Below are 12,205 nucleotides of genomic sequence, written 5' to 3' on the forward strand. Positions count from 1 at the left end.
CGGTGACCACAGAGACAGCGACCACCGGGGCCTCGCTGGCGGCGGCCCCGGTGCGTCGCGAACCGCGGCCGGCCCTCCGGGGCCGGCCGCTGGGGGCCAGGCGACAACGCCGGCTCCTGGCGTGGCTGTTCGTGGCTCCGCTGCTCGTGGTCAACCTGCTCGTCATCACCGGGCCCGGCCTGGCCTCGGTGTTCTACTCGTTCACCGACTGGGACGGGCTGAGCACGCCCCGCTTCGTAGGGCTGGCGAACTACGCCGAGATGCTCCGCTCCGGCGCGGTCGGCAGCGCGCTGCTGCACAACGTCCTGTGGACCCTGTTCTTCCTCGTCGTGCCCATGGGGATGGGCCTGGTGGGCGCGTTCCTGTTGTCCCGGCTGCGCCGGTTCCAGGCGGTCTTCCGAGTCCTCTACTTCATCCCATACGTATTGGCGACGGTCGTCTCCGCCACCGTCTGGCGGCAGATCCTCGATCCCGACGGCGGGATCGGCGCCGCCCTGGCGACCCTGGGCCTCCCGTTCCTCGAGGACGTGAACTTCCTCGGCAACCCGTCGCTCGCCCTGGGCTCGGTCGCCTTCGTGAACACCTGGCAGTGGTGGGGCTTCCTGCTGGTGATCTTCCTGGCCTCGATGCAGTCGGTGGACCCCGCCCTGTACGAGGCCGTACGGCTCGACGGCGCCGGGCCGGTGCGCGAGTTCTGGCACATCACGCTGCCGATGATCCGCCCGACGCTGGTCTTCCTGGGCCTGATGACGATCATCTGGTCGTTCCTCGTCTTCGACTACGTCTACGTGCTGACGCAGGGCGGGCCGGCCGGGTCCACCGACGTGCTCAGCACGGTGCTGTACCGCGAGGCCTTCCAGAACCAGCGCCACGGCTACGCCTCCGCCGTCGCCATGCTGCTCTCGGCGATCAGCGCCGCGACCGTGCTCGGCTACCTCGCGCTGCGCCGACGACTGCGATGGGACATCTGATGGGCACCACCGCCCGCCGCGCCCAGCCCGTGAGCTGGATCGTCCTGGGGCTGCTCGCCCTGTACGCGCTCGGCCCGCTGCTGGTGTTCGCGTTCAACTCGCTCAAGTCCGCCCGCGAGATCGACAGCAACCCGCTGGGGCTCCCGCAGTCGTGGAGCTGGGGCAACTTCGCCGTGGCCTGGGAGCAGGCCCACATGGGCGGGGCGCTCCTGAACAGCCTGGTCATCGCGGTGGCCACCGCGGCGGGCGTCGCACTGATCGCCACCATGGCCGCCTACGCCATGACCCGCCTGGACCTGCCCGGCGGCGGCGCGTGGATCCTGTGGCTGCTGGTGTCCTCGTCGCTGCCGATCCAGCTGTTCCTGGTCCCGCTGGTGAGCTGGTGGTCGACGCTGGGGCTCTACAACCAGCCCATCGGCCTGATCATCATCTACTGGGCCGTGTACAGCCCGTTCGCCACCCTGCTCGTACGGGCGTTCCTGATCGGCATGCCCAAGGAGTACGAGGAGGCCGCCCGGCTGGACGGCGCCGGCGAGCTCGGCGTGTTCGCCCGCATCGTGCTCCCGATGATCCGGCCCGCGGTCCTGACGGCGGCCCTCGTGTCCGGGCTGCAGGCCTACAACGAGTTCATGCTCGCCGTCACGTTCATCCAGGACCGCGACTTCCAGCCCGTCGCGCTCTCGCTCTACTCGTTCCAGCAGGGATTCACGACCGACTGGTCCCTGGTCAGCGCGGCCGGGCTGCTCATGGCCCTGCCCGTCGTCGTGCTCTTCCTGACCATGCAACGCACCTTCATCGACGGCTACGTCTCCCGCGGCATCGCCGTATGAGCCGACCGTCATCGCCCCGGGATCCCCGACCAGACCAAGGAGTGTCCATGCCTTCCGCGAAGGAAATCCTGCACTCCACCGCGGCCGACCAGATAGACCTCGGCCTGGTGGACCTCGTCACCGTCGAGAACTACAACCGTCTGGTCGGAGCGATGCTCGTGGCCAGCGACAACCACCGCCTCATGATGGAGGACCTGGGCGACGACGAGATACACGCGTGGTCCTGGACCCCGTGGGTCGACGGCAGGTTCGGCAAGACCAGCGTCACCCGGGACGAGCTTGTCGCCCGGCTCGCGGTCGAGCGCTGGCTCACGGACGCCCCGCCCATCCAGCGCGAACCCGAGTGGGACATCTCCACCGTGCTGTCGGCCGACGAGGACTGGCGCTGAGGCAGTACGCCGTCCCGTAGTGGCGGCAGCTGGGGCGACGTGGCGCCCCGGCTTGCCCTCACACCGGTGTGAACGTCGCTCCCCGCCGGCGTGCTCCCCCAGATGAGCCAGGCGCTGGGCGTGTCCCAGCCCGTCGCCGGGCAGACCGTCACCATCTACGCGGTCGCGACGATGCTCACGGCGATCCCGGTGTCGATCGCCACGACCGGCTGGCCGCGGCGCCGCCTGCTCGTGCTCGCGCTGGCCGGGTTCCTCGTCGCCAACCTCGTCACGGCCGTCTCGCGCGACTACGCCCTCACGATGGCCGCCCGCTTCATCGCCGGCGCGGCGTCCGGCGTGACCTGGAGCCTCCTCGGGGGCTACGCGCAGCGCATCACGCCCGACGCCCTGAAGGGGCGCGCGATGGCGTTCGCCTTCGCCGGCACGCCCGTCGCCCTGCTGGTGACGGGCCTCTACGTGCTCGCGCACACGATCCTCTACACCTACATCGCCCCGGTGCTCGCCGGGGTCGGCCTCGAGGACCAGGTCCAGTGGATCCTCCTCGACTTCGGCATCGCGTCGATCGTGAGCATCTGGCTCACGGGCGTCTTCGTCGACCGCTACCACCGCCGGCTCGTCATCCTCAGCACCACGTTCTTCGCGGCGGCCGCCGTCACCCTGACGCTCTGGTCGGCGAACCCCGTCGTCGACTACGTCGCCGTCGGCGTGTGGGGCCTCGCCTTCGGCGGGGCGGCCACCCTGTTCCAGGGGGCGCTCATGGCGGCCTCCCGGGAGCACGCCGACGCCGCCCAGCCCCTGCAGGTGACGATGTGGAACGGCGGGATCGGGCTCGGCGGGCTGATCGGCGGGGTACTCCTCGCGGGCCTGGGGTCCGGGTCGCTCATGATCGCCGTCGCTCTGCTCGTGCTCGTCACGGTTGTGGTCGTGGTGCTCGCCCGCGGCCATGCGTTCCCCGGGCGGCGCTGAAACAGATTTATAACCACTGTTGTTACACTAGCCGGTTAGAAGACACTGTCGCGCACCATCGATCAGCGGGGATGCCCCCGGGGACGGCTCATGCACACACATCACCCGCGACCACCGGCCCAGTGGCACCCCGGGGAGGCGGCGATGCACCGCCTGCTCGGCGTGCCCCCGCAGGACAACCCGACCATCCCCGGCCTGCCCGCCGCGTACGCGCAGTGGATGGCGCAGAGCCCGCTCCTGGCACTGGGGACAGTCGACCGGGACGACCGGATCTGGACCACCGTGCTCGGCGGACGGGCCGGGGTGGTCAGGCCGATCGCCCCCGGCGTGCTGGGGCTGTCCACGCCCGCGCACCTCGGGGCCCCGGTCGACGGCGGCAGCGACGGTGACGGCGACGGCGACGGTGACGGTTCGAGTCGGACGGGGTTCGACCCCGTCCTGGAGGCCCTGTTCCCGGGCCCCCAGGACGGGAACGCCGTCGACCACGCCGACGGGAAGCTGGTCGCCGGCCTCGCGATGGACCTGGAGCAGCGGACCCGGGTCAAGCTCGCGGGGCGGATGCTGCGGGGCGTCGTCCTGGAGCAGGACGCGACCGCGACCACGGGCCCGACGGATCCGTCCCGCGTGGACCTGCAGCTCGCCCTGGCGATCGACGAGACCCTCGGCAACTGCCCGAAGTACCTGAACCGCAAGGCCGTGTGGCCCCACGAGGCGGCACCCCGCCTGGTCAGCGACTCGCTCCCCCTGAGCGACGACGCCGTGCGGCTCGTCGGCCGGTCGGACATCTTCTTCCTCTCCAGCCGGCACGGCGCCGAGAGCATGGACACGAACAACCGCGGCGGCGCGCCGGGTTTCGTGCGGGTCCTCAGCAACTCCGCCGACGACGGGGTGAGCCTGGTCTACCCGGAGTACTCGGGGAACCGGCTCTTCCAGACGCTGGGAAACCTGCGGGCCGACCCGGCCGTCGGGATCACGTTCCCCGACTTCGAGACCGGAGACGTCCTCTACCTCACGGGGCGGGCGGAGATCCTCGTCGGCGCCGACGCCGCCGCGGTGCTGCCGCACAGCCGGATGGCGGTCAAGGTCACGGTGGACGCGGCCCGGTTCGTGAGCGACGGGCTGCCGTTCCGCGGCCGCCTGCTGGACCCCTCCCCCTACAACCCGCCGGTGCGCCGGCTGGCGAGCGAGATCGACGCTACGGGCGAGGCCGACGCACGACCCGACGGCCGGTCCGGAGCCGTCGCGGTCGCGACCCTGGTCCGCTCGGCCCGGATCACCCCGACGGTCACGCGCCACACCTTCCGGCTGTCGCCGGACCCGTCGTCCCCGCGGGCGCGTGAGGAGTTCCCGCGCCTCGCCGCGTGGCAGCCGGGACAGCACGTCACGCTCGACTTCTCGGGCCACCTCGACCAGGGGTGGTCGCACATGCGCGACCACGACCCGGCGTCGCTCAACGACGACTACGTCCGGTCCTTCACGGTCTCGAGCCCACCCCCGCAAGGGCCCGCTTCCCTGGCCGACGTCGAGCTCGACGTCACGGTCCGCCGGAACGGCCCGGTCACGCGCCTGCTGGCGGGGTGGCCAGCGGGGGCGACGCTGACGGTTCCCGTCCTCGGGTTCGACGGCGCAGGGTTCGACGGCGCAACGGATCACCCGGCACCGGACGAGGACCTGGTGATGGTGGCCGGCGGCGTCGGCATCACGCCCTTCATGACGCTCGCCGGGCAAGGCGGCCCACGCTCGTCGCTCCTGTGGAGCCTGAACGCCGACGACCTGCCGCTCGCCGTCGACGTCGCCGAGAAGATCGGGACCCGCTCCAGGGTCACGCTGTTCGTCACCGGCGAGGTCGCCGCGAGCGGGCAAGGCGACCTCCGCGCACTGGCCCGGCTCGGCGTCGACGTCCGCACCCGGCGGATGAGCAGGGACGACGTCGTGCACGCCGGGACCGAGGGACACCGGCGGTTCCGGGTCTGCGCCGGGCCGGGCCTGCGGCGGTCCCTGCTGGACTGGCTGGCCGGCGAGCAGGTCAGCCTCGTGGACTTCGACTACTGACCGGGAGGGCCCGATGAGGATCAAGGAGCTCTCCGACCGCGTCGGCGTCTCCGCACGGCTCCTGCGGTACTACGAGGAGCAGGGGCTGCTGTGCCCGCTGCGCGAGGAGAACGGGTACCGCTACTACGACGAGGCGATGGTCGCCCAGGTGGAGCAGATCCGCGGCCTGCTGGCAGCCGGACTGACGACCGAGATCATCCGGGAGGTACTGCCGTGCCTGGCGGAGGCCGCGTGCTCGCGGTACGACGACGCGGCCTTCGTGCGCCGGATCGCCGCGGAGCGGGACCGCCTCCAGGAGCGCGTCGCCCTGCTGTCGCGGAACCTGCGGGCCCTGGACGACTACCTGGACGCCGTCGCCGGATCACACGTCGCCTGAGGCGGAACCCAGAGACGCCGCGTCCCGGGGTCGGCACCCGACCCCGGGACGCGGCGCTCACGCTACCGGCCTCAGCCGATCTTGCGCGCGAGGAAGTCGTGGACGAGCGGGAAGACCTCGTCGGGGCGGTCCTCGAGCAGGAAGTGCCCGCTGTCGAACACGTGGAACTCGATGTCCTTCAGGTCGCGCTTGTAGGGGTGGGCGCCGGCCTCGGGGAAGATGACGTCGTTCGAGCCCCAGACCACGAGCGTCGGCGGCTGCTTGGCGCGCAGCCACTCCTGCACCGCCGGGTACAGGCCGGGGTTGGTGCCGTAGTCGAGGAAGTAGTCGAGCTGGATCTCGTCGTTGCCCGGCCGGTCCATGAGGGCCTGGTCGGTGACCCAGTTGTCCGGCGAGATCCGCGCGAGGTGGGCCATGCCGTCGGTGTACTGGAACCGGGTGGTGTCGATGGTGAGCAGGGGACGCAGCGCGTCGCGGTTCTCGGGGGTCCGCTCGGCCCAGTAGCGCTTGATCGGCACCCAGAAGTCGTTGTCCAGGCCCTCGTCGTAGGCGTTGCCGTTCTGCACGATCAGCGCGGTGATCGCGTCCGAGTCTGCGAGCGCGAGCCGCCACGCGGTCGGGGCGCCGTAGTCGAACACGTTCACCGCGTAGCGGGTGATGCCGAGGCGCGTCAGGAGCTTGCGTACGTGGTCGGCCGCGTTGTCGAAGGTGTACGCGAACTCGGTGTGGTCCGGGGCCGAGCTCTGCCCGTAGCCCGGCAGGTCGGGGGCGATCACGCGGAAGCGGTCGGCGAGGTACGGGATCAGGTCGCGGAACATGTGCGACGAGGTGGGGAAGCCGTGCAGGAGCAGCACCACGGGCGCGTCCTGGGGGCCGGCCTCGCGGTAGAAGACGTCGAAGCCGTCGAAGGTCTCGGACCTGTACTCGACGACGGGAACCGTTGCTGACGTGGTCACGGTGGTTCTCCTGGTGAGAGGGGATGGAGGTGCGCCCACAGCCTGTAACCGTCTACAGGTTTATGAACGGTTAGAACCGTAGGCAGGCTCGATCTAACCTGTCAACCGCACTTTGCTGGTATGATTTCGGGATGCTGGAACGACTGCTGGTCGGGGAGACGATGTCGCTCGACCTCGTGAACACCGAGTGGATCGACCACGGCGACATGGTCGACTTCCTCGCCGCCGACGGCGCGCCCGAGCTCTGGTTCCGCGAGTACGGTTTCGACCCCGCGGAGCAGGACGTCGACGCCCTGCGGGCCTCGCGCACCGCGATCCGGTCGCTCCTGGACTCCCCCGGCGCCGAGGCGGACGCCCGCATGAACGACGTCCTGTCCCACGGGTACGAGAGCACCCGCGTGACGGACGGGCGCCCCGAGACGGCGCCTACCGCGGACCTGGGCTGGGGCGCGGCCTGGTCGGCGGCGCGGGCGTTCACCGAGCTGCTCGCGGCGCACCCCGACCGGATCCGGCAGTGCGCCCACCCGGACTGCGTCCTGTGGTTCTACGACACCTCGCGCAACGGCCGCCGGCGCTGGCACTCGATGGAGACGTGCGGCGCCCGCACCAAGTCGGCGCGGCACTACCGGCGGTACGTGAGCGACGAGAAGGCGAAGGCAGAGGGCACCGCCCCCGTCGCGTAGTCCGGACACCCCCGCGCGGCTCCGTATGCTCAGCGCGTGAACGCCAGATACACCGCAGTGCGTCCGGGCACCTGGGTCGTCCTCGCGATGGTCGTTCTCGCGGCCGCCTGCGTGCTGACCGGCCTGCTGCCCGCCCAGGACGCGCGCGCCGTCGCCGCGCGCACCGCCCCGGTGCTCGGGTTCGTCGTCGCCATCACGATCGTCGCCGAGCTGGCGCGCGACGCCTCGGTGTTCGAGGTGCTCGCGCAGCTCCTCGGCCGCTGGGGCCGGCGGCGGATGGTCGTGCTGTGGGTGTGGGTGGTGCTGCTGGCCGTGGTCAGCACCGTGTTCCTCTCGCTCGACACCACCGCGGTCATCCTGACGCCGCTCGTCGTGCTGCTCGCGCAGAGCATCGGGATCTCGCCCCTGCCGTTCGCGCTGGCGACCATCTGGCTGGCGAACACGGCGTCGCTGTTCCTGCCGGTCTCCAACCTGACCAACCTGCTCGCCGCGCCGGCGATCGGCGACCACCCCTCCGCGTTCCTCGCGCTGAGCTGGGCGCCGGCCGTCGTCGGCGTCGTGGTGCCGGTCGCGATCCTGACCCTGCGGTACCGGGGCGTCCTGTTCTCGGCCTACCAGGTCCCGCCGCAGCGGGTCCCCACCGACCCGGTGCTGTTCTGGGGCGCGGCGCTGGTGCTCCTGGTGCTGCTGCCGCTGCTCGCGTTCACGCCGCACGTATGGGTCCCCGCGACGGCCGCCGCCGTCGCGCTCGCCGTCCTGTTCCTCGTCCGACGACGGAGCGCCCTGCGGCCCGCGCTGGTCCCGTGGCAGGCCCTCGGCATCGCCGGGTCGCTGTTCGTCCTGGTCGAGACGGCGCACGCCCACGGCCTCACGGCCCTGCTGACGGCGGTGACCGGCGCGGGCCACGGTCCGGGCGAGCTGCTGCGCGTCGCGGGGCTCGGTGCCCTGGCCGCGAACGGCATCAACAACCTGCCCGCCTACCTGGTGCTGGAGCCGATCGCGGCGGGCGACCCGGTCGTGCTGATGGCGCTCCTGATCGGCGTGAACCTGGGCCCGCTGGTCACGCCGTGGGCCTCGCTGGCGACGCTGTTGTGGCACCAGCGGGTGGTCGCGCTCGGCGTCGACGTCCCCTGGGGGCGCTTCGCCGCCTGGGGCCTGGTCGCGGCCGTGCCCACCGTGGCCCTGGCCGCCCTGGCACTGGCCGTCGTCGGCGGTTGACGCCCGACGGACGACGCACGGGTCACTCCCGCAGGACGAGCAGCTTCACCACCGCCAACGACTCCCGCACGTAGTCGACCGGGACGGTGTACCACGGTGTCGCGGCGTGCATCGAGGCGCTGTCGAGACCCGCGATCCGGGACAGCTCCTTCGCCCGGAAGACGTGGTAGTCGTTCGTGACGAAGACCGTGCTGTACCGCTCCCCCAGCCGGGCGTCCAGCAGGCTCTTCGTGTGGACGAAGTTCTCGTGGGTGCTCGTCGACTCGTCCTCGGTAACGATCGCGCTCTCGGGGATGCCCGCCGAGACCAGGAATCTCCGCATCGCGAGCGCCTCGGTGATGGATTCCCCGGGTCCTTGCCCTCCGGAGACGACGACGAGGGCGTCCGGGTTGGCCGCGTGGTACTCGACCGCCGTCTCCAGCCTCTCCCGCAGCGGCGGGGTGACGGTCTCACCCCTGATCGCGGTGCCGAGCACGACGACGGCGTCCTCGTCGTACGAGACGGTGTCCACCCTGCCGAGGGCCGCGACGGACGAGATGGCGAGGATGACCGCCGCGTTGGCGACCAGCAGCGAGATTCGCAGCGCCTTGGGGAGTCCGCTGCTGGTCCGGGCCCGGACCTTCTCGTGAGACAGCCCGTAGAGCAGGTAGCCGACGCCGATCGCGAACGCCGCGATGACACCGGTGTTCACGCTGATCATCGCTGCGACGAGCAGCGCGTCGCAGATCAGAAGCACCCCCGCAACCATGAAGAGGATCTTCGTGAAGGTCGCCAGGTTCCCGCCCACGTCGACGCGCCGGGCTACCGCGGCCAGGGCCGGCCCGTGATCTGCTCGATGTCCTGGTTGAACTGGCGCAGGTCGGCGATGAAGCCGTCGAGCCGCTCGGGGGTCCAGTCCGCGACCACCCGGGCGATCCCGTCGACGACGACCTCGCGGTTCGCCCGGAGCATCTCGCGCCCCTTGCGCGTCATGCGGAACTTGCGCGCGATGCCGCCGTCCGGGTCGAGGGTGCGCTCCACGAGCCCGTCCTTGAGCAGGGCGGCGGTCTGCCGGGTGAGCGTGGAGGGTGCGAGGCCGAACGCATCGACGAGGTCGGTCACCGACATGGGGCCCTGCGCCTCGATCCGGCTCAGGAGCACGTAGGCGCTGCGGTCCAGCCCCTCGACGCCCGCCAGGCGGTGGGGGACGGTCATCTCCCGCTGCCGGGTGAGGATCATCAGCTCCCGCTCGATCCGCTCCCCGGTCTGCCGGGCGTCCGTGTCGGGCGAACTGGGCTCCCGCGTCTGCATGCGGCCAGGATACGGCAGCCGTTGTGCACCATGCCCAGCGATTGCATGATGCACTGCTTGTGCACCATGCACGGCGTGTGTAGCGTGCATCACCATGACGGTTTCACCCTCCCTGCGCTACCCGCTGCCCTACGACGGCGCCCTGGACGCCCCCGAGGAATGGGAGCGGCTGCGCAAGCAGTGCCCCGTCGCCGGGATCGAGCTGCCGAGCGGCGACCACGCGACCCTGCTCACCCGGCACGCCGACGTCCGGCAGCTCCTGACCGACGCGCGCTTCGTCCGCCCGACGGCGCAGGACAACTCCGCCCGGATCGTGCCGGACGGCGAGGGCGGAGCCGTGGCGTCGAACGAGACGAGCGCGCTCGCCGTCCCCGCCAAGGGCACGGAGCACCAGCAGTGGCGCCGCCTCGTGGGCAAGTGGTTCACCGCCAAGCGCATGACCGCCCTGCGCCCCGGGATGACCGAGATCGCCGACCGGCTCGTCGACGAGATGATCGCGTCCGGCAAGCCCGCGGACCTCAAGGCCCACCTCGGGTTCCTGCTGCCGGTGTACGTCATCTGCGACATGCTCGGCGTGCCCCCGGAGGACCGGGACCGGTTCTCCCACTGGTCCGACGCTCTGCTCAGCATCAACCGGTTCACCCGCGAGGAGACCGACCGGGCGCAGGCCGAGTTCGTGCGGTACATGGCCGGGCACGTGGCCGCCAAGCGGGAGCAGCCCGCCGACGACATCATCAGCATGCTCATCCAGGACTCCGCGGAGGACGGTCAGGGGCTGACCGACCAGCAGATCCTCGGGACCGCCATGGGGCTGCTCGTGGCCGGGCACGAGACCACCGCCAACATGATCGGCAAGATGGTCGCCCTGCTCCTGGCCGACCGCAGCCGCTGGGAGCAGCTCGTCGCCGACCCCGCGCTGGTCCGGACCGCCGTCGAGGAGTCGCTGCGCTTCGACACCAACCTCGGCTTCGGCCTGCGCCGTTTCATCACCGAGGACGTCGAGATCGGCGGCGAGACCCTGCCGCGTGGCACCACCGTCGTGTGCAGCCAGACCGCCGCCAACCGGGACGAGACCGTCTTCGACCACGCGGACCAGATGGACCTGGGCCGCAGCCCCAACCAGCACCTCATCTTCGGCGCCGGGCCGCACTCCTGCCTGGGCCAGGCCCTCGCGCGCACCGAGCTCCAGGTCGTCCTCGAGGTGCTGCTGCGCAGGCTGCCCACCCTCGAGCTGGCCGTCCCGACCAGCGAGCTGACCCGCATCGAGGGTCTCGTCGTCGGCGGCCTGCGGGAGGTTCCCGTCCGCTGGTGACCACGCCGGGCCCGGGTCACACCCAGAGGTAGTACGCCGTCACGAGGAACGCCGGGACCACGAAGTCGATGAACAGGATCGCGGTGTTGTTGATGGCGAAGTTGCGGTCCTGCACCATCGACCGGATGTGGCCGATGCCGCAGCCGACCCGGAAGATCGCGCTGATCAGGATCACCGCGAGGGAGAACTCCGGGGCGTACCCGCTCGCGAGGAGCGCCACGATGCCCATCGCGAGGTCGGCGAACCCGACCTCGAGCTCGTAGGGGCTCTGCTGGAAGCCGATCGTGCGGGAGATCCTGCGACCGAAGAAGATGTGCGAGATGCCCGCCCCGACGCCCGCCCAGCCGATCAGGTAGGTGACGGCGTTCGCGACGAGGGTCGGCCCCCAGTCCGCGCCCGCTCCGCCGGCGAACTGCACGATGGTGGCGACGACGAAGAGGATGAGGCCGATGAACGGCAGCAGCCCGCCGATCCGGGAGGTCTTGGGGGGCTGCGTCGTGGCAGCGGCGCCCGTCGGTGAAGTGGCCATGACGTGGCCTGCCCTTCCGTTGGGGGTGATGTGGGATCGATGCCGATCGCCCAGGCCGCCTGATCGCACCAGCGTCACCCGATGACAACTAGGTGTCAAGGTTGATTTCGCGATCGCTTTTGGTGCGTAGGTGTCGAACTGGTAGATTGCATGGCATGGCCACCGGAATGGAGCATCTCTTCGCCGAGCTGTTCGAGGCAGCCGGCGCCGGCCGACGGCTCGGTGAGGCGATCGCCGCCCGCGCGGGGCAGACCCAGGCGCGCTGGCAGACGCTCTGGACCCTTGGCACGGCTCCGCTCACGGTGCCCCAGGTCGCACGGCGGCTGGGAGTCAGCCGCCAGCACATCCTGAGGCTCACCAACGAGCTCACCACCGAGGGGCTGATAGAGCCCCGGCCGAACCCCGATCACAAGACCTCACCACTGCTGCGGCTGACACCCGCCGGGGAGTCGACGCTCGCCACGATCAACGAGGCGGCCCTGCGCTCGAACGACGCGATCCTCGCCGAGCTCACCCCGGAGCGGGTCACCGAGCTGCGTGACCTGCTGCGGCGGTTCACCGAGCTCGTCAAGGAAGCCGACGCCTGACCACCGGCGGAATCGGCTCGCGGCTCGTGGCGCTGGTGAGGGCACC

At 71.0% G+C, this 12,205-nt stretch carries 14 protein-coding genes; 10 read left to right on the forward strand and 4 right to left on the reverse strand.

What is annotated here, in order from left to right; translation table 11 throughout:
• Nucleotides 1-2 precede the first annotated feature (2 nt).
• The 6 genes from H291_RS0113175 to H291_RS0113200 all read left to right on the forward strand — a co-directional run bounded on the left by H291_RS0113175 (nt 3) and on the right by H291_RS0113200 (nt 5,584).
• Entirely contained in the window at nt 3-971 is a 969-nt protein-coding gene (locus tag H291_RS0113175; RefSeq protein WP_198012464.1) for a carbohydrate ABC transporter permease, read from the forward strand.
• Nucleotides 971-1,801, forward strand: a complete 831-nt coding sequence (locus H291_RS0113180) for a carbohydrate ABC transporter permease (RefSeq protein ID WP_020015472.1) — start codon at nt 971-973, stop codon at nt 1,799-1,801. The genes H291_RS0113175 and H291_RS0113180 overlap by 1 nt, the downstream gene beginning before the upstream one ends.
• A gap of 47 nt (nt 1,802-1,848) precedes the next feature.
• Nucleotides 1,849-2,190: a hypothetical protein gene (locus H291_RS0113185; RefSeq protein ID WP_020015473.1), complete on the forward strand. Its 342-nt coding sequence runs from the start codon at nt 1,849-1,851 to the stop codon at nt 2,188-2,190.
• A 90-nt stretch (nt 2,191-2,280) separates the two neighbouring features.
• Nucleotides 2,281-3,156 carry an MFS transporter gene (locus H291_RS32025; protein WP_269637096.1) on the forward strand — a complete coding sequence of 292 codons (876 nt, stop codon included), beginning with the start codon at nt 2,281-2,283 and terminating at the stop codon, nt 3,154-3,156.
• A gap of 144 nt (nt 3,157-3,300) precedes the next feature.
• Nucleotides 3,301-5,208: a pyridoxamine 5'-phosphate oxidase family protein gene (locus tag H291_RS0113195; protein ID WP_020015475.1), complete on the forward strand. Its 1,908-nt coding sequence runs from the start codon at nt 3,301-3,303 to the stop codon at nt 5,206-5,208.
• Nucleotides 5,209-5,221: 13 nt separating this feature from the next.
• Nucleotides 5,222-5,584 (forward strand): MerR family transcriptional regulator, encoded by a 363-nt coding sequence (locus H291_RS0113200; RefSeq protein WP_020015476.1) that lies wholly within the window; start codon nt 5,222-5,224, stop codon nt 5,582-5,584.
• A 71-nt stretch (nt 5,585-5,655) separates the two neighbouring features.
• On the opposite strand, the gene H291_RS0113205 is transcribed toward H291_RS0113200, so the two are convergent.
• Nucleotides 5,656-6,540 carry an alpha/beta fold hydrolase gene (locus tag H291_RS0113205; protein ID WP_020015477.1) on the reverse strand — a complete coding sequence of 295 codons (885 nt, stop codon included), beginning with the start codon at nt 6,538-6,540 and terminating at the stop codon, nt 5,656-5,658.
• A 131-nt stretch (nt 6,541-6,671) separates the two neighbouring features.
• Between H291_RS0113205 and H291_RS29980 the strand changes: the two genes are divergently transcribed.
• Nucleotides 6,672-7,223, forward strand: coding sequence for a CGNR zinc finger domain-containing protein (locus H291_RS29980; RefSeq protein WP_020015478.1), 552 nt, complete (start codon nt 6,672-6,674; stop codon nt 7,221-7,223).
• Nucleotides 7,224-7,310: 87 nt separating this feature from the next.
• Nucleotides 7,311-8,441 carry an SLC13 family permease gene (locus H291_RS0113215; RefSeq protein WP_020015479.1) on the forward strand — a complete coding sequence of 377 codons (1,131 nt, stop codon included), beginning with the start codon at nt 7,311-7,313 and terminating at the stop codon, nt 8,439-8,441.
• A gap of 22 nt (nt 8,442-8,463) precedes the next feature.
• Here H291_RS0113215 and H291_RS29985 read toward each other — a convergent pair whose 3' ends face one another.
• Together H291_RS29985 and H291_RS0113225 are read right to left on the reverse strand one after the other, a co-directional pair.
• Nucleotides 8,464-9,177 (reverse strand): YdcF family protein, encoded by a 714-nt coding sequence (locus tag H291_RS29985; protein WP_198012465.1) that lies wholly within the window; start codon nt 9,175-9,177, stop codon nt 8,464-8,466.
• A gap of 65 nt (nt 9,178-9,242) precedes the next feature.
• Nucleotides 9,243-9,731, reverse strand: a complete 489-nt coding sequence (locus tag H291_RS0113225; RefSeq protein ID WP_020015481.1) for a MarR family winged helix-turn-helix transcriptional regulator — start codon at nt 9,729-9,731, stop codon at nt 9,243-9,245.
• A 94-nt stretch (nt 9,732-9,825) separates the two neighbouring features.
• Between H291_RS0113225 and H291_RS0113230 the strand changes: the two genes are divergently transcribed.
• Nucleotides 9,826-11,043 (forward strand): cytochrome P450, encoded by a 1,218-nt coding sequence (locus H291_RS0113230; RefSeq protein ID WP_020015482.1) that lies wholly within the window; start codon nt 9,826-9,828, stop codon nt 11,041-11,043.
• Nucleotides 11,044-11,059: 16 nt separating this feature from the next.
• Here the strand turns inward: H291_RS0113230 and H291_RS0113235 are convergent, their stop codons facing one another.
• A complete protein-coding gene (locus tag H291_RS0113235) occupies nt 11,060-11,572 on the reverse strand; it encodes a DUF6790 family protein (RefSeq protein WP_020015483.1) in 513 nt (170 codons plus the stop codon).
• Nucleotides 11,573-11,727: 155 nt separating this feature from the next.
• Between H291_RS0113235 and H291_RS0113240 the strand changes: the two genes are divergently transcribed.
• Nucleotides 11,728-12,159 (forward strand): MarR family winged helix-turn-helix transcriptional regulator, encoded by a 432-nt coding sequence (locus H291_RS0113240; RefSeq protein ID WP_026365716.1) that lies wholly within the window; start codon nt 11,728-11,730, stop codon nt 12,157-12,159.
• Nucleotides 12,160-12,205 lie beyond the last annotated feature (46 nt).

The organism is Promicromonospora sukumoe 327MFSha3.1 (assembly GCF_000385135.1).
GTDB lineage: Bacteria > Actinomycetota > Actinomycetes > Actinomycetales > Cellulomonadaceae > Promicromonospora > Promicromonospora sukumoe_B.